This window comes from Mycolicibacterium tokaiense (assembly GCF_010725885.1).
In the GTDB taxonomy this organism is placed as follows: domain Bacteria; phylum Actinomycetota; class Actinomycetes; order Mycobacteriales; family Mycobacteriaceae; genus Mycobacterium; species Mycobacterium tokaiense.
Genome location: NZ_AP022600.1, coordinates 3,784,232 through 3,803,854, shown reverse-complemented (window position 1 = coordinate 3,803,854; position 19,623 = coordinate 3,784,232). Strand labels below are relative to the sequence as shown.

Annotated in this window: 20 protein-coding genes; 12 read left to right on the top strand and 8 right to left on the bottom strand. The window is 67.1% G+C overall.

Annotated features, from left to right (window positions below; genetic code table 11):
* The first annotated feature begins 16 nt into the window (after positions 1-16).
* From G6N58_RS18490 to G6N58_RS18465, 6 genes are read left to right on the top strand one after another with little or no spacing between them, the layout of a single operon-like run.
* The gene (locus tag G6N58_RS18490; protein ID WP_115277732.1) at positions 17-1,333 is read left to right on the top strand and encodes an ABC transporter substrate-binding protein; all 1,317 of its coding nucleotides are present in this window, start codon (positions 17-19) and stop codon (positions 1,331-1,333) included.
* 54 nt (positions 1,334-1,387) lie between these two features.
* On the top strand, positions 1,388-2,239 hold the full coding sequence (locus G6N58_RS18485) for a carbohydrate ABC transporter permease (RefSeq protein ID WP_115281425.1): 852 nt from the start codon (positions 1,388-1,390) through the stop codon (positions 2,237-2,239).
* A complete protein-coding gene (locus G6N58_RS18480; RefSeq protein ID WP_115277733.1) occupies positions 2,236-3,051 on the top strand; it encodes a carbohydrate ABC transporter permease in 816 nt (271 codons plus the stop codon). Before G6N58_RS18485 ends, G6N58_RS18480 begins: the two co-directional genes overlap by 4 nt.
* 24 nt (positions 3,052-3,075) lie before the next feature.
* Positions 3,076-4,104, top strand: coding sequence for an ABC transporter ATP-binding protein (locus tag G6N58_RS18475; protein ID WP_115277734.1), 1,029 nt, complete (start codon positions 3,076-3,078; stop codon positions 4,102-4,104).
* Between the two features lie 27 nt (positions 4,105-4,131).
* Positions 4,132-4,902: an SDR family NAD(P)-dependent oxidoreductase gene (locus tag G6N58_RS18470; RefSeq protein WP_115277735.1), complete on the top strand. Its 771-nt coding sequence runs from the start codon at positions 4,132-4,134 to the stop codon at positions 4,900-4,902.
* A 48-nt stretch (positions 4,903-4,950) separates the two neighbouring features.
* The gene (locus G6N58_RS18465; protein WP_083230629.1) at positions 4,951-5,769 is read left to right on the top strand and encodes a BtpA/SgcQ family protein; all 819 of its coding nucleotides are present in this window, start codon (positions 4,951-4,953) and stop codon (positions 5,767-5,769) included.
* A 54-nt stretch (positions 5,770-5,823) separates the two neighbouring features.
* Here the strand turns inward: G6N58_RS18465 and G6N58_RS18460 are convergent, their stop codons facing one another.
* From G6N58_RS18460 to G6N58_RS18440, 5 genes are read right to left on the bottom strand one after another with little or no spacing between them, the layout of a single operon-like run.
* Positions 5,824-6,999 (bottom strand): cytochrome P450, encoded by a 1,176-nt coding sequence (locus tag G6N58_RS18460; RefSeq protein WP_232067925.1) that lies wholly within the window; start codon positions 6,997-6,999, stop codon positions 5,824-5,826.
* On the bottom strand, positions 6,996-8,570 hold the full coding sequence (gene mhpA / locus G6N58_RS18455; protein WP_115277736.1) for a bifunctional 3-(3-hydroxy-phenyl)propionate/3-hydroxycinnamic acid hydroxylase MhpA: 1,575 nt from the start codon (positions 8,568-8,570) through the stop codon (positions 6,996-6,998). The genes G6N58_RS18460 and mhpA overlap by 4 nt, the downstream gene beginning before the upstream one ends.
* On the bottom strand, positions 8,567-10,453 hold the full coding sequence (locus G6N58_RS18450; protein WP_115277737.1) for an acyl-CoA synthetase: 1,887 nt from the start codon (positions 10,451-10,453) through the stop codon (positions 8,567-8,569). Before G6N58_RS18450 ends, mhpA begins: the two co-directional genes overlap by 4 nt.
* A complete protein-coding gene (locus G6N58_RS18445) occupies positions 10,450-11,388 on the bottom strand; it encodes a fumarylacetoacetate hydrolase family protein (protein ID WP_115277738.1) in 939 nt (312 codons plus the stop codon). Before G6N58_RS18445 ends, G6N58_RS18450 begins: the two co-directional genes overlap by 4 nt.
* On the bottom strand, positions 11,385-12,527 hold the full coding sequence (locus tag G6N58_RS18440; protein ID WP_115277739.1) for a VOC family protein: 1,143 nt from the start codon (positions 12,525-12,527) through the stop codon (positions 11,385-11,387). The genes G6N58_RS18445 and G6N58_RS18440 overlap by 4 nt, the downstream gene beginning before the upstream one ends.
* A 106-nt stretch (positions 12,528-12,633) precedes the next feature.
* Here G6N58_RS18440 and G6N58_RS18435 point away from each other — a divergent pair, with 106 nt between their 5' ends.
* Entirely contained in the window at positions 12,634-13,323 is a 690-nt protein-coding gene (locus tag G6N58_RS18435) for a TetR/AcrR family transcriptional regulator (RefSeq protein WP_115277740.1), read from the top strand.
* 18 nt (positions 13,324-13,341) lie between these two features.
* On the opposite strand, the gene G6N58_RS18430 is transcribed toward G6N58_RS18435, so the two are convergent.
* Genes G6N58_RS18430 through G6N58_RS18420 form a run of 3 tightly spaced genes read right to left on the bottom strand, consistent with a single transcriptional unit; the run spans position 13,342 to position 15,371 of the window.
* The gene (locus tag G6N58_RS18430) at positions 13,342-13,932 is read right to left on the bottom strand and encodes an acyl-CoA thioesterase (RefSeq protein ID WP_115277741.1); all 591 of its coding nucleotides are present in this window, start codon (positions 13,930-13,932) and stop codon (positions 13,342-13,344) included.
* A 60-nt stretch (positions 13,933-13,992) separates the two neighbouring features.
* Positions 13,993-14,763, bottom strand: coding sequence for an SDR family NAD(P)-dependent oxidoreductase (locus tag G6N58_RS18425; protein WP_115277742.1), 771 nt, complete (start codon positions 14,761-14,763; stop codon positions 13,993-13,995).
* Positions 14,760-15,371, bottom strand: a complete 612-nt coding sequence (locus G6N58_RS18420) for a TetR/AcrR family transcriptional regulator (protein WP_115277743.1) — start codon at positions 15,369-15,371, stop codon at positions 14,760-14,762. The genes G6N58_RS18425 and G6N58_RS18420 overlap by 4 nt, the downstream gene beginning before the upstream one ends.
* 118 nt (positions 15,372-15,489) lie before the next feature.
* On the opposite strand from G6N58_RS18420, the gene G6N58_RS18415 reads away from it, so the two are divergent.
* The 5 genes from G6N58_RS18415 (at position 15,490) to G6N58_RS18395 (ending at position 19,616) form a co-directional block, all read left to right on the top strand.
* A complete protein-coding gene (locus G6N58_RS18415; RefSeq protein WP_068916007.1) occupies positions 15,490-15,894 on the top strand; it encodes a TOBE domain-containing protein in 405 nt (134 codons plus the stop codon).
* The gene (gene modA, locus G6N58_RS18410; RefSeq protein WP_115277744.1) at positions 15,891-16,673 is read left to right on the top strand and encodes a molybdate ABC transporter substrate-binding protein; all 783 of its coding nucleotides are present in this window, start codon (positions 15,891-15,893) and stop codon (positions 16,671-16,673) included. The genes G6N58_RS18415 and modA overlap by 4 nt, the downstream gene beginning before the upstream one ends.
* A gap of 17 nt (positions 16,674-16,690) precedes the next feature.
* Positions 16,691-17,467 carry an ABC transporter permease gene (locus tag G6N58_RS18405; protein ID WP_232067924.1) on the top strand — a complete coding sequence of 259 codons (777 nt, stop codon included), beginning with the start codon at positions 16,691-16,693 and terminating at the stop codon, positions 17,465-17,467.
* Positions 17,464-18,540 carry a sulfate/molybdate ABC transporter ATP-binding protein gene (locus tag G6N58_RS18400; RefSeq protein ID WP_115277746.1) on the top strand — a complete coding sequence of 359 codons (1,077 nt, stop codon included), beginning with the start codon at positions 17,464-17,466 and terminating at the stop codon, positions 18,538-18,540. The genes G6N58_RS18405 and G6N58_RS18400 overlap by 4 nt, the downstream gene beginning before the upstream one ends.
* 302 nt (positions 18,541-18,842) lie before the next feature.
* Positions 18,843-19,616, top strand: coding sequence for a TMEM165/GDT1 family protein (locus G6N58_RS18395; protein WP_115277747.1), 774 nt, complete (start codon positions 18,843-18,845; stop codon positions 19,614-19,616).
* Positions 19,617-19,623: the final 7 nt, after the last annotated feature.

Sequence of the window (19,623 nt, the reverse complement as noted above, 5' to 3'; positions counted from 1 at the left end):
AAGGGACTGTAATCACATGAGATTCGCTCAAAATCCCACTCGTGGGCGGCGCGCCCGCTCCGCGCTCCTGGCGCTGGGAGCCGTCGCCGCCCTGACCCTGAGTGCCTGCGCCGGTTCCGGCGGACCCGAACAAGCCGAGGCCACCGGCACCGGTGAGGTGTCGGCGGACGTCTCGGGAACCGTCCGCATCCTGATGGAGAACGTGCCGGACACCGACATCGTGCAATCGATGGTGGCCGACTTCAACGCCGACTACCCCGATGTCGAGATCAACATCGAAACCCTCACCTACGACCAGATGCGCGACAAGCTGGTCTCGTCGTTCCAATCCTCCTCCCCCACCTACGACCTGATCGTGGTGGACAACCCGTGGATGGTCGACTTCGCACAAGCGAACTTCCTGCAGCCGCTGGACGCCCGCATCGACAGCACCCCGGATTACGATGCCGCCGACTTCTTCACGCCGCTGACCGACATCACCGAAGTCGACGGGACCCGGTATGCCGTCCCGTTCTACAACTACGCGCTCGGATACCTCTACAACACCGACGATCTCGCAGCGGCCAACCAGCAGGTGCCGACCAACCTCGACGAGCTCGTCGCCACCAGCAAGGCCCTCAAGACCGCCGACCGTGCCGGCATCGCCATGCAGCCCCAACGCGGGTACAAGATCTTCGAGGAGTGGGGCAACTGGCTGTTTGCGGCCGGCGGGTCGATCTATGACGCCGACGGCAAGGTCACGCTGAACACCCCTGAGGCCAAACGTGCCCTGCAGGCCTACATCGACACCTACAACACCGCCGCCCCGGCCAACAGCCTGAACTGGAGCATGGACGAAGCCCAGCGCTCGGTCTCGGCCAACCAGTCGGCGTCGATGATCAACTACAACTGGCAGCTGCCCGCGCTCAACGAACCGGGATCAGGCCCCGCCGCGGGCAAGATCAAGCTCGCCACCATCCCCGGCGGCAAGCAGGTACTGGGCTCGTGGAGCTGGGCCATCCCCACCAACTCCGCAGCATCGGATGCCGCGTGGGCGTTCACCTCGTGGATCACCAGCAAGCCCCACGACGTGGCGCGGGTCGAGAAGGGCGGCGCGGCCATCCGGCAGAGCACGCTGCAGGATCCGGCCGTGTTGGAAGGCAAGTTCGGCGCCGAGTACTACCGGACCGTGGAACAGCTGCTGGCCAATTCGGCGCCACTGAGCCAGGGTCCCAGTGGCGAGGAGATGATCCAGGCCGTCGGCACCGAACTGAACGAGGCCGTCGCGGGCACCAAGAGTGTCGATGACGCTCTCGCCGCCGCACAGGCCGAGGCCGAGAGGATTCAAGGCTAACCACATGAAGCCGACCACCCCGCGAAAGGAGCAAGGCCTACCGTGACAACCCCTCTGAAGTTCCAGCACGGCATGGTCGCACCCCTCATTGCCCTTTTCGTCGGGGTGGTCGGTTTCCCCCTCGGTTACGCCGCCTACCTCAGCGTCACCGACTACAAGCTCACCGACCGGGGTGCCCCGGCCATCGTCGGCGCCGACAACTTCGTGGCGACCTTCGGCGACAGCGGATTCTGGAATGCCTTCGGCACCACCGCGCTCTACGTGGTGGTGGCCGTCGGCCTCGAACTCGTCATCGGTCTGGCGCTGGCGTTGTCACTCCAGAAGCAGAAGTGGGCCAGGGATCTCACCCGTTCCATGCTGCTGGCGCCCATGTTCATCACCCCGATTGCGGTGGGGCTGACCTTCCGGTTCCTGCTCAACGATCAGCTCGGCGCCATCCCGACGATGTTGCAGGCCATCGGAGTGGATTACGACTTCTTCGGTCCCGACCGGGCGCTGTTCACCCTGGCCCTCATCGACGTGTGGCAGTGGACGCCTTTCATGGTGCTGCTGCTGCTCGCCGGCCTGGAGTCGATTCCCAAAGAACCGCTCGACGCTGCCCGGGTGGACGGTGCAGGCGGCTTCTATGTGTTGCGGCGGGTGACCCTGCCGCTGCTGGCCCCGGTGCTCGTGGTGGCGATCCTGCTGCGCAGCCTGGACGCGATGAAGACGTTCGAGTACGTCTTCGCCACCACCCGCGGCGGTCCCGGAACCGAGACCGAGACCCTGCAGTACTTCATCTACCAGACCGGCATCCAGTTCTTCCGACTCGGATCCGCATCGTCGATGGCCTTTGTCGTGCTGATCGTGGTGCTGGCGGTCATCGTGGTCGCGTTCCGCCGGATGGAAAGGGCCAAAACACGATGACCCGCTCGACCGTATTCACCGTACTGCGGGTGACACTGCTGTGGGCCGCCGGCATCTCGGTGCTGTTCCCCATCGTGTGGATCGCGCTGGCCAGCCTGAAAACACCGCAGCAGCTCAACGACCCTTTCCTGTTCGCCTTCAGCCCGGACTTCGCCAGCTGGCAGAACGTCCTGGCCTCGGGCATTCTGGGCGCCGCCGGTCGCAGCGCCGTGGTGGCGCTGGTGACCGTCGGGATCAGCGTGGTGGTCGGCAGCATGGGTGCCTACGCCATCGCCCGGTACCGCGCAGGCGGCACCTTGACCCGGTTCGGCATGCTGGCCGCCCAGGTACTCCCACCCGCGGTCCTGGTGTTCCCGTTCCTCACCATGGCCTACGCGTTGCGACTGACCGACACGTTGGTGCCGGTCATCTTTGCGCACCTGAGTTTTGTTCTGCCCGTGGTCACCTGGTTCCTCATCGGTTTCTTCGAGGCGGTCCCCCGGTCTCTGGAGGAACAGGCACAGGTCGACGGCTTCACGCGATTCGCCGCGTTCCGGCTGGTGGTCCTGCCGCAGGTGCTACCCGGGATAGGCGCCTCGGCGATCTTCGGCTTCACCCTGTCCTGGAACGACCTGTTCTACGGACTCATCCTGGCTCCCGGCCAGTCGGCCATCCTGCCGGTGGCCATTGCCGGGTTCAACACATTCCGCGGGGTGCAGATCGGCTCGATGAGCGCGGCGATCCTCATCGCGGTGGTTCCCGTCGTCATCGCGAGCTTCTTCATCCAACGCAAGCTGGTGCAGGGCATCAGCGGCGGCGCGGTGAAATTCTAGGCTCAGATAGGACTTTCAGGTTCAATGGCTACCGTTCGTTTCTCCGGCGTCAGCAAGTCGTACGGAACCACCTCTGTGGTCAGTGATCTCGACCTGGAGCTGCCCGACGGGTCGTTCACCGTGCTGGTCGGCCCGTCCGGCTGCGGCAAATCCACGTCCTTGCGGATGCTGGCGGGACTGGAGTCCGTCACCTCCGGCACCATCAGCATCGGCGAGCGCGATGTCACGCATCTGCAACCCCGGGACCGCGACATTGCCATGGTGTTCCAGAACTACGCGTTGTATCCACACCTGAGCGTGCAGGAGAACATCGCCTTTCCGCTGCGGGCCACCAAGACCCCACGCGCCCAGGCGTTGTCCCGCGCCACCGAGATCGGCGAGTCGCTCGGCCTGGGCAAACTGATGGCCCGCAAGCCCAAAGACCTCAGCGGTGGTCAGCAGCAGCGGGTTGCGATCGGCCGGGCCATCATCCGCGAGCCCTCGGTGTTCCTGTTCGACGAACCGTTGTCGAACCTGGATGCCAAGCTGCGGGTGGAGACCAGAACCGAGCTGTTGCAGATCCAGCGGCGGCTGGGCATCACCTCCGTGTACGTCACCCACGATCAGGAGGAGGCGATGACGCTCTCGGACCGCATGGTCGTGATGCGCGACGGCCGAATCGCCCAGCAAGGAACTCCGCAGGAGGTGTATGCCCGCCCGGCCGACACCTTCGTCGCCGCCTTCGTCGGCAGCCCCAAGATGAACCTGATCGACGGGGACGTCGCACACCGGTTGGGTCTGCTGCCTGAGCAGTCCGGTGCGGTCACCCTCGGCATCCGGCCCGACGACCTGATCCCGACCAGCAATGACGGCGCCGCCGCCCGGGTGACGTTGATCGAGGACCTCGGACCCCGCGCCATCGTCACCATCGACGGTGCCGGCACCACCGTGACCAGCGTCGTGGAGGCGTCCCGGCTGTCGGGCATCTCCGAGGGCAGCCCGGTTGACCTGGCGGCCCGCCCCGGCGCCGCCCACCTCTTCGACGCCCACTCCGGCCAGCGGCTCGCTGGCTGACACCACAAGATAGGAATCCAGCATCTGATGACCCCCACAGTTGTAGTCACCGGCGCAGGCTCGGGTATCGGCCGTGCCATTGCAGTCACACTGGCACAACGGAATTGGCGCGTTGTCGTCACCGACCTCGACGGTGACGCGGCCCGCGAGGTCGCGGCGTCGCTGGCCAACTCCGACGCCGGTCACGAGTCCGCACAGCTCGATGTCACCTCACCCGAGGGCGCCGCCGCCGTGGCCGCCGACGTTGCCGGCCGCTTGGGCCTCGACGCCTGGGTGAGCAATGCCGGCATCTCGTTCATGCACCGGTTCCTCGACGCCCCCATCGAGCGGTACCAGCAGACCATGGACGTCAACCTCAAGGGTGTTTTCGTCTGCGGGCAGGCTGCCGCCCGGGAAATGGTGCGCAACCGAGTTGCCGGCGCGATCGTCAACACCGCGTCCATGGCCGGCAAGCAGGGCCGGGTGCCGTTCCTCTCCGATTACGTCGCCTCCAAGTTCGGCGTTGTCGGCCTCACCCAGGCGATGGCCTACGAGCTCGGCGAGCACCGCATCACCGTCAACTGCGTGTGCCCCGGATACGTCGAAACCCCGATGCAGTCAAGGGAACTGGAGTGGGAAGCGAAGCTGCGCGGGACCACCACCGATGGCGTGCGCACCATGATGCTCGACGACACCCCGCTGGGCCGGCTCGAACAACCCGAGGACGTGGCCCGCGCGGTGGCATTCCTGCTGTCCGAGGACGCCCGTTTCATCACCGGAGAAGCCCTGGCCGTCAACGGCGGCGCTTACATGGACTGATCGCAACCCGACCTCATTTGCAGTTCAACAGTTAGAGAAAGGCACCCTGTGACCACCACCTGGCTCGACGAGGTGTTCGGAGTCAAGAAACCCGTCATCGCCATGCTCCACCTGAGCGCCTTGCCGGGAGACCCCGGCTACGACAGCACACGCGGCATCGCGGCCGTCGTCGACCGCGCCCGCACCGAACTGGACGCACTGCAGAGCGGCGGCGTCGACGGCATCATGGTCAGCAACGAGTTCAGCCTGCCGTACCTGACCAAGACCGAGCCGATCACCGCGATCACCATGGCCCGCATCATCGGTGAACTACTGCCGGAGATCTCGGTACCCTACGGCGTCAACGTGTTGTGGGACGGGCGCGCCTCGATCGACCTGGCAGTGGCCACCGGGGCCCGGTTCGTGCGGGAGATCTTCACCGGCGTCTACGCCAGCGATTTCGGCCTGTGGAACACGAACGTCGGAGAGGTGGCCCGCCACCGCACCCGCGTCGGGGGAAGTGACGTCAAGCTGCTGTTCAACATCGTGCCGGAGTCGGCGAAGTACCTGGCCGAACGCGACCTCGCATCCATCACCAGGACCACGGTGTTCGCCACCTTGCCCGACGCGATCTGCGTCTCGGGTGCCACGGCCGGATCCCCCACCGATCTGGAGGCATTGCAGGTGGTCAAGGACGCAGCGGGCGCGGTGCCGGTGTTCGTGAACACCGGTGTGCGGGCGGAGAATGTGGCCCTGCAGCTCGGTATCGCCGACGGCGCAGTGGTGGGCACCTACTTCAAGGAGGGTGGGGTGTTCGAGAACCCGGCCGAGAAGTCGCGGGTCGAAGAACTGATGAGCGCTGCCAAGGCATTCCGCGCAGGGTTGTAGACCCGTACAGGTGCGGGTCAGCCGGGTGGGGTTCGGGGCGCCCCACCCGGGCTGTCACGCCGCAACGAGCCGAACGGGAAGACGTTCGTGGCGGTGGATGATGTTGTTCACGACCCAGGTCGGCTCGGCCGTGATCTCGATCCGCTCCACACGGTGGAGCAGGGCCGTGAGCATGGCGCCGGCTTCCAGCCGTGCCAACCCCTGGCCGGCGCAGGCGTGGGCGCCGTTGCCGAATCCGACGTGACGTCCGGCGTCGTTGCGGATGTCGAAGATGTCGGGGTGGCTCCATTCGCGCTCGTCGCGGTTCGCCGAGGCGTACAGCACCAGCACACGAGCACCCGCCGGGATGGCCTGCCCGTTGATCGTGTGTTCCTGCAGGGCTTTTCGGGTGAAGGCACGCAGAGGCGACTCGAAGCGCACCACCTCGTTGATCGCATTGGGTACAAGCTCCGGCTGCGCTTTCAGAAGCTGCCATTGGTCAGGATGGGTGGCAAAAAGGTAGATGGCGCTGGAGATGGCGCTGATCGTGGTGTCCAGCGACGGGGCGATGTAATCGATGAGCAACGGCGCAACCTCAGTGGCGGCCACGCTGCCGTCATCGACGGCGGTGAGCAGTTCGGCTGCCATGCTGCCGGGCAGCACGTTGCGGTCACGCAGGACAGTCCGGGCGAAGCGCAGCATCTGCAGGCTTCGCGGTACCGCCTTGACCGCCTGCCAGTTGGCCGGCCCGAGAACGTCGAAAGTGGCTGCGGCCCAGTCGAGCAAGTGCTCGCGCTGATCCGTCGGCCACCCCACCAGATCAGGCACCACCGCCAGCGCCAACGCGGTGGCCAGGTCAGCCACTCCATCGACCGAGCCCCGGCGCACCGCGTCGTCGACGATGGTCCGGGCCTGGGCGTCCACCTCGTCGCTCAGAACACGAAGGGCGCGCGGCATCAGGCGGTGCGCGACGAGCTTACGACGCCGCTCGTGGTCAGCACCGTCACTGCTGAGGGTGGTGCCCTGTGACAGCCGGTTGATCACCGGATTGGCCGCAACCCCATGACCGGACAGGTACCGACCGTCATCGCGCAAGGCGGCTTTGCAGTCGGCGTAACGGGGCAGGGCGTAGAGGCGTTGGCGAGGAAGCCACACCACCGGACCCAGCTCGCGCAATGCACGGTAGTGCGGGTAGGGATCGAGAAGCGCTGAACGGCGGTAGATGTCGGGGTGGTACACGGGGACATTCACGGGCGCACGCAACACGAATCGATCCTCTGTGAGTCGGGGGGCAGGAACGTGGGCAGGTTTCGGCACACCGCTGTGACGTCGCGTCCTGCCGCCAGTACGGCGCGGTCCGGTCGCACCACCACCGCCCGCACGTGGTGGCCGTCCAGCCAGCGGGCCAACTCAGAGCCGGCGGCAGCGTAGATGGTGCGGGCGCCGCGCGCGCTGACCAACTGCTGTTGCGCGTGCGTCAGCGCCTGTGTGGCGATCACGCCGAAGCCGACGCCGAGCACGTTGTCGAGACGACAGCCGGCGTCGAGTCGCGGGTTCGGACACAGGTGGCCGACGATGCCCCGGGTGTGGGGGCGGCGACGGAGCAGGGCCGAGGATCGAAGCGGCGGAGTTTCTGAGTCGGTGACCTTGGCCCGCAGTCCCGGCACCGCATGCAGGTGCGGCAACACACGGGCGCGGGCGGCAGCACCGAGCCGGCCGCCCGAGGTCATGGCGCGACCGACGTTGAGTGCCAGTGAGATCATCTGCCGTGCGTGCGGCCGCCGTTCGCGTTGGTAGCTCTGGAGTGCACCGCGAGGCAGATCTCCGTACTGGACACCGGCGATCTTCCAGGCCAGATTCATGGCGTCACGGAGCCCGGCGCCCATCCCTTGCCCGATGAACGGCGGGGTCAGGTGCGCCGCGTCGCCGAGCAGAAACACGTTGCCGCGATTCCAGCGGTCGGCCAGTTGGGCGCGGAAGGTGTATTCCGTCACCCTGACCACCGTGAGCTCAGCGTCGGCGACATCTCGTGTCCATGGCGCGATCAGCGGCCGCAGGTCGGCCAGGGTGGCAAAGTCGGCCACCGATTCGTGATCGAGAAGCCGGAATTCCCAACGGTATCGAGTAGGACCGATCCGCATGTACGTGCCGGCGCGGTGGCCATCGCAGAGCTGGTGCACACCCTCCCACTGCTCCAGATCGGCGTCGGTGGCAATGTCGATCACCAACCAGCGCTGATCGAATTTCAGGCTGCGCATCGTCACACCGATGGCTGAGCGGACCATGCTGTTGGCACCGTCGCACCCGAGTACGAAGTCTGCAGTGATCTGGTTCTGCCGGCCACTCGAACGGTCACGGACCGTCAGGCGCAACGGCCCGGCACCCGACGGCAGGACGAGATCGAGCACCTCGGTGTCGCCGCGGAGGCGGGCGCGGGGAAAGCGTGTCAGGTTGGCACGCAGCAGCTCTTCGAGTTCCGGTTGGTCGAACATGCTGGCAGCCGGAAAGCCGTTGCGAGTCAGTGCCGTGTCACGATCGAACTGGGCCAGTACCGCCATGTTGCGGTCGATGAGCCGCAATCCGCGCGCCGGACGGGAGATGGCGGCAAACCCCTGTGCGACTCCGAGGCGGTCCAGAATCCGGTACACCTCGTCGTCGAGGTGCACCGCCCGCGGCTGCGGGTACACCTGCGGCCATCGGTCCAGCACCAAGCTGTCGACCCCGTACTGCGCCAGCAGTGTCGCAGCGGTGATGCCGGTGGGCCCGCCACCGACGATGGCAACCGAGACATGCTCAGGCTGGTGATTTTTCGTGAGGCTCATTGCTGGAGAATCTGGTAGTTCACCGCGAACGACTTCACCACGCGCTCCACGGCCTGGCGATCGGCCGCCTCGTCGAGGGTCAAGACAACGGTGGGAGCGCCGGCCTCGACCTGGCCACGGATGGTGAGCACCCCGGGCTGCTCAGCAAGGGCCTCGGTCAGCGCCTCCTCGGCGGCCGCGGCGCGCAGCGGTACCTTGTAGGGCTTGCCCACGTCGGTCACGGGTATCGCATCGATGATGGTGACCGTCTTGGGGACCGCAGCGCGTTCGCTGATCCGCGCGCCGACGAAAGCGGTGACATCCTGACCGGTGACGGCGGCACCGGGTCGCACGGTCACGAATCCGACGGGTACCTCGCCGGAGTGGACGTCGGGTCGCGCCACTGCCGCGGCTGCGGTGACATCCGGATGAGCAAGCAGCGCCTCCTCGATCACTGCGGGGTCGATGTTGTGGCCACCTCGGATGATGAGGTCCTTCGCCCGACCTGCCAGGTAGACAAACCCGTCGTCGTCGACGCCGGCCAGATCGCCGGTGTCGAGCCAACCGTCATGCAACGCGCCGCGCCCGTCGAGCACGTAGCCGGCCTCGGTGCGGTTGGTGACATATCCAGGGAACACCGTCGGTCCACTGATGAGAAGCGTGCCGACCTGACCGCCCGGGACATCCTGCCAGGTGCCGTCGGCGGCCGGCTGGACCACCCTGAACCGTTGATAGGGCATCCGTTGTCCGACCGAACCGGGCCGGGGGTCGGCAGCGAAGCTGCGGGCGCTCGCGCAGGTGGCTTCGGTGAGTCCGTACCCCTCGACCAGGCTCACGCCCGTGGCCTTCAGAAAATCCTGTCGCACGGTGTCCGGCAGCGCGGAGGCGCCCGACACGGCCGAGGTCATTGTGGAGATGTCGGCATCGACGGGGATCTGGGCGAGCACCGCGTACACCGTGGGCACTGCGCTCATCGCCGCCAGCCGGTAGAACTCGACGATGCGCCAGAAGTTCTTATAGAGACCCACGTCCCGGTACCCGAGGGGGCCGGCCCACACCACCGGGCGCCCGCGCAGCAGTGGCGCCAGCAGGGTCACGATGAGCGCGTTGACGTGGAAAAGCGGTAGGGCGGCGAAGATCACGGCGTCGTCGGCAAGGTCAGCGCTGATGGCGACCATCCAGGCATCGGTCACTTCGTTGCCGTGGGTGTGGGCGGCCAGCTTCGGCGTGCCGGTGGTACCGCCGGTGTGAAAGAGCGCGGCCAGGTCCGCCGTCTCGGCCGGTCCCTCCTCGAGTGGATCGGTGCGCTGCTCAGCGGCCAGTGCGGACAGGTAGGCCACCGTGACGCCGGGCAGCTCTGGCAGTGGCCCCGGTGTGCCCGCTGCCAGCGTGGGGCGCACCAGCAGCACGGTGTCGATCAGACCCGCTGTGGCCAGTTCCGCGGCGCGTCTGACACCGGCTGGGTCCAGTTCGGGGGCCGCGGTGATCAGGACCCGGGCGCCCGAGAGCCGCGCCAACTCGGCCACGTGCTCGCCGGACAACGATCCGTTGATCGGTACGGCAATGCCGGCGGCCTGCGCCGCGAGCGTGGCTGTGATCAGTTCGTCGCAGTTGGGGCTGATCAACAGCACCCCGTCGTGTCGGCCGATGCCGAAATGCCGCAGTACTCGTGCCGCCCGGGTCACGTCGGCGGCGAGTTCGGCGAACGTGCGGCGGGCAGATCGCTCGAAGTCGGTGCCGTCGGCCAGGACGGTGATTGCAGTGCGGTCCGGCCACAACCGTCCGGCCCGCAGCACGACATCATAGGTACACGCCGGCAGGCCTCGCTGTTCCAGCGGGATCTGCTCGATGGTGGTCAGGTCCCGCGGCGACCGGGAAGTGGGCCAGAGCAGGTCGGGAGTCATGTGTGACGCACCGCCAGTCGTTGGGTGCCCAGGTCGACTTTCCCGTCATCGGTGGCGATGGAGGCCTCGATGATGTCGCCGTGCTGCAAATACTTCGGGTTCTTGGCCTGCCGGCCGAAGAAGGCCTTCCACTTGACCGCCGGCGGCAGCAGATTGCCGATCATCTCGATGGGCTTGGCCGGCGCGGTCAGTGCGGTACCCGCGGGGGTCCCGGTGAGGATGAGGTCACCTGCCGCCAGATCCTGGAATCGCGTCAGAGACTGCAGCGCCTGCAAGGGGCGGTAGAGCATGTCGCCGTCGACCATCGCGTTCTGGCGCTGCTCGCCGTTGACGTCCAGGCGCAGACGCAGGTCGCCGAAGCGGGCCAGTTCGGCGGCGTCGAGGAGCACCAGTGCCGGCCCCACCGGAGTGAACGTCGGATACGACTTGGCCTCGTAGAACTGCGTTTGCGGCAGTTGGATGTCGCGCGCGGAGATGTCGTTGGTGACGGTCAAGCCGGCGATGTAGTCAGCAAGGTTGGTGTCGGTGAACGTGCTGCCCGCCGGGGCATCTCGTCCGATGACGAGCCCGATCTCGATTTCGTAGTCCAGCAGTGTCACATGGGCTGGACGCACGATGTCGTCACCGGGGCCGCTGATCGAGGCTGAGGACTTCCGGAAGAAGGTCAGCGGCACCGTCTTCGGATCCATTCCGGAATCCCTGACGTGCGATTCGAAGTTGGTCATCTGCGCGATCACCCGGCACGGTGCCGTGACCGGTGACAGCAGGCTCAACTCGGCGACGGGCACGGTGCCGCCGCCGGCCGCGGCGGCGTCGATGGCTGCCCGGTCGGCCAGCAGCTCCGCGGTGCTGGCGGCGGATGTCGTGATCTGTGCGGCGCCGGTCGGGGTCTGCACCCACCAGCCCTCGGTTGTACGTAGAACGGAAATGCTCATGTGGTGGCTACTTTCATCAGGCCGATGAGGCGATGGAGATCGAATTCGTTGTCGCCCCGCAAGGCGGCGAGCATGCACGCCGCCTGGTGCCGGGCTGCACGTGGACTGGCATCGAGGAAATCCTTGGTGACCGGGGGGCCCCACTGCGCGAGGCCCGATGCGGTGAACGGGGCCCAGCCGGGTTCGAGGGTGTTGTCGAACACGTCACCGTCAGCGAAGTGTTCCACCAGGAAGCCGTCCGGGTCCCGCCAGTAGTCGAACACCTGGCTACCCTGGATGTGACGACCGATCCCCCAGGACCGGAAATAGCCGCGCTCTTCCAGGAATTCGCCGCCGGCGGCCAGCGCGTCGAGGTCACTGACCTCATACGCCGAATGGACGTAGCGATTGGCCGGCCCGAGCGCCAGCGCGAGGGTGTGGTGGTCGGCAGGGGCGGTGCCGCGATCGCAGCGGATGAAGCTCATCGCGGGCCCGCGATCACGCTGCCCGGGAAAGAACAGGAAGTCGCTGACGATCATCCCGAAGGTGTCCAGGTACCAGTTCAGCGTCTGCAGGTAGGTGGTGGACTGCAGCACGACGTGACCCAGGCGCTGAACGCGGGCGGGGACCCGCGGCGGGCGGACCGTGGTGTTGACCCGGTCGGGAGCAGCCCCGGCGTTGCGCACCTGGGGCGGCTGCTCAAGTTGAGCGGGTAGTTCGTGCAGCCCGGCGACCACCCGGACCGGTGTGCCGCTGGGATCGACCAAGTGCACCCCCACACCTCCGAGTGCTTCGGGAAGGCGCTGCAACGGAGCCCCGGTCTCGTCGGCCAAGCGCAGCACGTCGATCTCGTCGGTGGCTCTCAGCGCGAGTCCCGCGAAACGGGTGTGCGGGCCGCGCCGCAGGATCACACACGGCGAACCCGCTCGTGTGCCGCGGAGATGGAGCTGGTGCGGATCCCGCAGCGCGACCCCGAAGCCGAAGGCGCGGGCGAACGCCTCCGCCCGCATCAGATCGGGTTTGTCGAATTCCAGCCACGCGATGTCCGCCACTCGGATCGTCGGGTTCCGTGCGCGGCCGGGATGCTCACCGTGCAGCGCCCCGCGTTCACTGTGCAGATTTTTGTGTCCGTCGGAAACAGGCGTCCCACTCTCGGCCATGTCCCTCCTTCCGGGCTAAAGTGAGGAAATCGTCACATACGCGTATATCCTCAGTCAACCTTTCTGACGAAAAACTCAATCCTGAGCCGGCTGGTATGGTGCACGCATGGACGTGCCCGAGCGCGACCCTGGAGCGGCCGACGCCCCGGCCAATCGCCTGCAGCGGCGCAAGATGCGCACGCGTAACGCGCTGATCCGCTCTGCTCAGCGCTTCATCGCCGAGGGCAAGTTGAACGTCCCGATCCTGGACATCACCCAGGCCGCGGATGTCGGCATGGGCTCCTTCTACAACCACTTCTCCACCAAGGAGGAGTTGTTCGCGGCTGCGGTCGCCGACGCGCTGGACGACATGGGCGCCGTCCTGGACGGTGTCACCGGGTCCATCACCGATCCCGCCGAGGCGTTCGCCGCCAACTACCGCCTCAGTGGTCGCCTCTTTCGATACCGCCCACGGGAAGCAGCCCTGCTGCTGGCCAATGGCGGTTCACTCATCCTGTCCGACCGCGGACTGTCGCCCAGAGCATTGCGCGACATCACCGCAGCGATCGACGGTGGCCGCTTCTCCATCACCGACCCGGAACTCGGCCTGGCCATTGCCGGCGGGATGTTCGTCGGCCTGGCCACGCTGCTTCGGGAGCGCCCGGACCGCGACACGGACGCCACCGTCGATGAGGTGACGGAGCGAGTCCTGCGGACCCTCGGGATGAGTGCACAGCAAGCCCGAAGTATTTGCCGCAGGCCGCTTCCCGACATCTCGGAACTACGGGACACCTCCACTGCATGGCCGGCCGAGTAGCCGGTGAAGGAGCGCTTCTCAGACGTCGATGCCCGGTAGAGCTGCTGGGTTCAAGCTCCCGCGGGGGGTTTCTGCCTGCGCCGTTCCGAGGCACCGATCATCGCCAAAGATGGCCAGCTCGTACTGTATTGCGTCGTCGAGTACAGCACTGACTCTGACCCCGATCTGGTAGTCGCCGGGAAACGTCACCTCACCGGCGTATTCGATGCCCAGACGACGGGTCGACAGTTCCGGTGAAGGCGTTGATCCCTGTGCACCTCCGGCGGCCCACACCACCCCGGCCACGGCCTCTTCGTACCACGTCAGAAGCACCTGGAAGTTGACGTGGCGATTCGAGTCCAAGTCCGCCACACGTGTTCGGACGGTTGTCCACCACGGGTAGTGGTCGCGATGTCGCTGTGCATCGGACGCTCTGCCCGAACCACCTTCACCACCGGGAATCGCCAGGTCCTGCAGGTCGTCGATCAATTGGTCAGGAAGAACCATGGGGCCGCTCGAGGTTCCGAGCACAATCGTCGCCTGTCCCTTGCCCACCACCTGGCCTGGCTCCCGGGCTTCGTGCAGGTAGGTGAACGAGGAACGCCCGATCCGGCTGACACCCGACACCACCTCGACGTTGTCGCCGGCCCGACTGCCGAAGTGATCCGAATCATCCCACTCGTCGCGTTCTCAGAACCTCGCGTAACCGCCGTCGATGGAGATCACGTCGCCGGTCTGATAGGCACTGGCAGGTCCGGCCAGGTACACCGCGAGACCGGCGAAATCGTCTCCGGTTCCCCACCGGCGCAACGGAACCCGCGGCAGCACCCGGTTCTGGAACCCGGGCGACTGCAGCGCCAGGTCGGCCATGTCGGTGGACACCCAGCCCGGTTCGACGGTGTTGGCCCGAATCCCGTACCGCGCCAGTTCCACTGCAGCGCTGTTGACGATCGCGGTGATGCCGGCCTTGGAGGCGGCATACCCGGGCTGGCGCGGCATGCCCTGGCGGGCGCCCATGCTGGAGATGCCCACCAGGGAGCCACCGCGGCCACGATCGATCATGTGCCGGGCCGCCTCACGCAAGGTCACGAACACCCCGTCGAGGTTCACCGCGGTGACCGACCGGAAATCCGCCAGCGAGGTGTCCACCAGCGGGGCGATGCTGCCGCCCACCCCGGCGTTGGCGAAACAGGAGTCGAGAGCCCCCAGTTCGTCGTTGACCTGTTGCATCGCCGCGACCATGGCGTCCTCGTCGGCCACGTCCGCAGAGATCGCCAGAATGCGGGATCCATGTTGCTCCAGAGCTTTCCGGGCCCGCGCCAGCCGATCGGCGGAGCGACCGATGATGGCCACGGAGGCGCCGGCGGCCGCCAGACCACCCGCCATGCCCAGACCGATGCCGGATCCACCCCCGGTCACCACCGACACGTGGCCTTGCAGGTCAAAAGGATTGCTGTTCATGATTTCTCCTCGGTTGTGGTGACTTTTTCGCTGGCGCCCGCCAGCAGCAGTCCGATCATGGCGACGGCGACATCGGCGCGCGGTGCGCTGCCGGTGATCATGTCGCTCCAGATGAACGACTCCCCCAGTCGGACGATCGCATACGCCAGGTCATCGGTGGCGACGTCGGACCGGATCCCCGGCATGGCGTCCACCTGTCCGCCCACCCACTCGATCAGGTGCCCCTGCACGGTGCCGTAACCGGAGGTGAGGACCCGAAGCGCGTAGTCGGGATCGTCGGCCACGAAAGTCACCAGCGGCGGGTAATCCCGCACGGTCTCGGTGAGGCGTCCGTACACGCGCAGGAAGTGGGTACGGGGGTCAGCACCGGCCGGCTCGGATGCCTCGATCCTGGCGATGGTATCGCCCATGATGCGCCAGGCGATATCACCGAGCAGGGCTTCGCGACTGATGAACCACCGATACAGGGTCGATCGCGCGACATCGAGATGGCCTGCCAGCGCACGCATGTCGAGACGCCTGCCGTCGAGGAACCACTGCAGCGCGGTCTCGAAGGCATCGCCGCGGGAGACCCGCCGCTCCGCCGCCGGTACGCGCAGGTGGGACATATCTGCAATATGTCCCTTGCGTCGGCTGCCGTCAAGAGTGGGCCGGCGACTACGACAACACAACTTCCGCATATGCTGACTTAATGCACTCTATTTTCCGTATCTGCGGCTGTTTACCGTGACGGCCATTCGCGTCAAAGACGCCGCCGCGCTGCTGGGTGTCAGCGATGACACCGTCCGTCGCTGGATCGACAGCGGGGCCCTGGCCGCCGGCAAGGACGAGTCCGGCCGCAAGGTCATCGCGGGTGAAGACCTGGCCGCGTTCGCCCGCGAGCACGCCGCGCCACCGCCCGACCCGCTGGGCATCGCCAGTTCGGCCCGCAACCGGTTCGTCGGACTGGTCACCCGCGTCAACGCCGACGGGGTGATGGCCGAGGTCCAGATGCAGTGCGGACCCTTCACCGTCGTCTCGCTGATGAGCCGGGAATCGGCCGAAAGTCTGGGCCTGGCCCCGGGCAAGCTCGCGGTCGCCGTCGTGAAAGCCACCACCGTGGTGGTCGAAACCCCAGGAGGGCAGTCATGAAGCAGCGCCTCCGTCTCGTCGTCGCAGTGGTGGGCACCACCGCACTGGTGGCCGGCTGTTCCGGCTCTTCGGATCCCGCGGCCAGGCCGCAGACATCCGAGAACTCCGGAACCATCACGGTGTTCGCCGCCGCGTCGCTGAAAAAGACCTTCACCGAGCTGGGCGAGAAGTTCACCGAAGCCAACCCCGGCACCGAGGTCAACTTCAACTTCGCCGGTTCCTCCGATCTGGCGACGCAGCTGACGCAGGGCGCACCCGCGGACGTGTTCGCCTCCGCCGACGCCACCAACATGACCAAGGCCGTGGACGCCGGCATCATCGCCGGCGCCCCGGTGAACTTCGCCACCAACACCCTGACCATTGTCACTGCGCCCGGAAACCCCAAGGGCATAACGTCGTTCGCCGACCTGGCCGCCGACGGCACCTCGGTGGTGGTGTGCGCACCCCAGGTGCCGTGCGGATCGGCCACCGAGACGGTGGAGCAGGAGACCGGGGTGACCCTCGCCCCGGTGAGCGAAGAGTCGGCGGTCACTGACGTCCTCGGCAAGATCACCTCGGGTCAGGCGGACGCGGGCCTCGTCTACGTCACCGATGCCAGGGGCGCCGGCGACGCGGTGACGGAGGTGCCGTTCCCCGAATCCGGGGGCGCGGTGAACACCTACCCCATCGCCGTTCTCGAGGAGTCCGCCGATGCCGCCACAGCACAGCAGTTCGTCGCGCTGGTGACCGGTCCGGTGGGACGGGCGGTCCTCACCGGGGCAGGTTTTGCCGCGCCGTGAGAAGCGGACCCGTACAGGTGGGGTTACCGAGGTGGATCTACGCCCCGGCAGCGCTGGGTGCACTGTTCGTCGTCGTCCCCCTGATCTCCATCCTGGTCACCATCGACTGGCCCCAGTTCATTCCGCTGATCACATCCGAGTCCTCGCGCGCCGCACTGGTGTTGAGTCTGCAGACGGCGTCGGCCAGCACCGTGGTGTGCGTGGTGATCGGCGTTCCGATGGCGGTGGTGCTGGCGCGCACCGGCTTTCCCGGGCAGTCGGTGCTGCGCGCACTGGTCCTCCTGCCCCTGGTACTACCCCCGGTGGTCGGGGGCATTGCCCTGCTGTACACCTTCGGCCGCCAGGGCCTGCTGGGCCAGTACCTGGAGGTCTTCGGGCTGCGGATTGCGTTCTCCACCACCGCGGTGGTGCTGGCCCAGTCCTTCGTGTCACTGCCGTTCCTGGTGGTCAGCCTGGAAGGTGCTCTGCGGTCGGCCGGTAGTCGATACGAGGACATCGCCGCCATGCTGGGTGCGCGGCCGACCACCGTCTTGCGCACGGTGACCCTGCCGCTGGTGCTGCCCGGGCTGATCTCGGGTGCGGTGCTCGCGTTCGCGCGCTCGCTCGGCGAGTTCGGTGCCACCTTGACCTTCGCGGGCTCGCTACAGGGAGTGACGCGCACGCTGCCGCTGGAGATCTACCTGCAGCGCGAATCCGATCCCGATGCGGCGCTGGCACTGTCGCTGCTGCTGATCGTGGTGGCCGGGGTGATCGTGGTGGCCTCCGCCTCCCGGCGACTGGCAGGTCCACTATGAGCGGCCTGGACATGCGGGCGCGGTTGGACAGCCGCGCCGTCGACGTCGAGCTGTCGCTGGACGACGGCGACGTGCTGGCCGTCCTGGGCGCGAACGGGGCGGGCAAATCCACGGTGCTGTCCCTGATCGCCGGACTGCTGCGGCCCGATTCCGGGCGCATCACGCTGGGTGAAGACGTGGTCACAGACACCGAGGCCGGCGTGTTCGTGCGCCCGCACGCCAGGGGGGTGGCCATGCTGGCGCAACAGGCTCTGCTGTTCCCGCACATGAGCGTGGCCGCCAATGTGGCCTACGGTCCGCGCTGTCGTGGCCTGGGCCGGGCGCACGCGCGCTCGGTGGCGCACCAGTGGCTGCAGACCGTCGACGCCGCGGATCTGGCGGACCGGCGTCCGGCTCAGCTGTCGGGGGGCCAGGCCCAACGGGTCGCAATCGCCCGCGCGCTCGCCGCCGAGCCACAGGTGCTGTTGCTCGACGAGCCGATGGCCGCCCTGGACGTGACCGCCGCACCGGCGGTGCGCCGCGTCCTGCGGTCGGTCCTGCGCGACGGTGGCCGGACCGCGGTGATGGTCACCCACGATCTGCTCGATGCTCTCGGCGTGGCCAACAAGGTGATCGTCATCGATGGTGGCCGCATCGTCGAACGCGGTTCGGTGCGCGACGTGCTGACCACACCGCGCAGCGAGTTCGCCGCCCGGATCGCCGGGGTCAACCTGATCTCCGGAGTGGTACGCACGCCGGGCACCCTCACGACGGCGTGGGGCGCCGAGGTGGTCGGTGTCGGCGAGGTCGAACCCGGCAGCGCAGCCGTCGCGCTGTTCCACCCCAGTGCGGTGTCGGTGCATCCGGACCATCCCCACGGCAGCCCGCGCAATGTCGTGCCGGTGACCATCACGGAACTGGACCTGATCGGCGGCAGCGTCCGGGTCCGCGGCGCGGATCAGCCCGACGGCGGCACGGGCCTGGCTGCCGATGTCACCGTCGCCGCGGCCACCGATCTGGATCTGGCGCCCGGCCGCCAGGTGTACTTCGCCGTGAAGGCCCACGAAGTGCAGCTGCTGCCCATCAGCAAATAGGAATCAATTTGTGAGGGCACCCGAAATAATACAAAAGACCGCCCAAAACCACTGGTGAGAGCGTTCTCACCCCTGCAAGGATTTGCAATGCCCGACGCTTTGTGCAAACCTGGTCGCAGCGAAGGGGAGTAGTCCTCCAATTCGGGCATCGACATACTGGCCGAGCAGCGCACGCCGCACGGCCCGGTGCCCGAGCCGGTGAGAGCCGGTGGACGAGACCTTCGGCGCACAGACCGTTGCGGTTGTGGGCCGGAGGCGTCTCGACGCCCGGGCCCGCGGCCACCGACCGAAAGAGAACTCCCGTGCTCTCCGCTCTGCTGCTGAGTTTCGCCGTGATCTTCGTGGCCGAACTCGGCGACAAGACCCAGCTGGTCGCGATGACTTTCGCGCTGCGCTACAAGTGGTATGTGGTGCTGGGCGCCATCACCGCTGCGACCACACTCGTGCACGTACTGTCGGTGGCCATCGGGCACTACCTCGGTGCCGCGCTGCCGACGCATCTGCTGGGCATACTCGCCGGCGCCATGTTCATCTTCTTCGGCCTGTGGACCCTGCGCGGTGATTCCCTCAGCGACGAGGAGAAGAGCCGCGCGCAACGGGCCACCGGGGCGGCATTCTTCGTGGTGACCTCTGCCTTCTTCCTCGCCGAGCTGGGCGACAAGACGATGCTGGCCACCATCACCTTGGCCGCGGACAACGACTGGCTGGGCGTGTGGATCGGGTCCACCCTCGGGATGGTGGTGGCCGACGGTCTGGCCATCGTGGTGGGCGCCGTCGCCGGCAAGCACCTTCCCGAGCGATTGATCCAGATCGGCGCAGCGGCGTTGTTCCTGCTGTTCGGGTTCTACATGCTCTTCGAGAACATCTTCTCCACCGCCCCGGTCTGGGTGGTCGCGCTGGCCACCGCCGCCGTGGTCGCCCTGTGCGCCGCCGGTCTGGCCGCGCTGCCCCAGCGGCTGCGCCCCGCCGTGCTCAAAACGCCGACCAACTCCCCCACCACCGAGGACACTGAGCAGGAATCCGGCGTCGAGGTGCACAGCACCACGGCACCGGAGCCGCCCCAGACCGAACGCTGATCCAGGG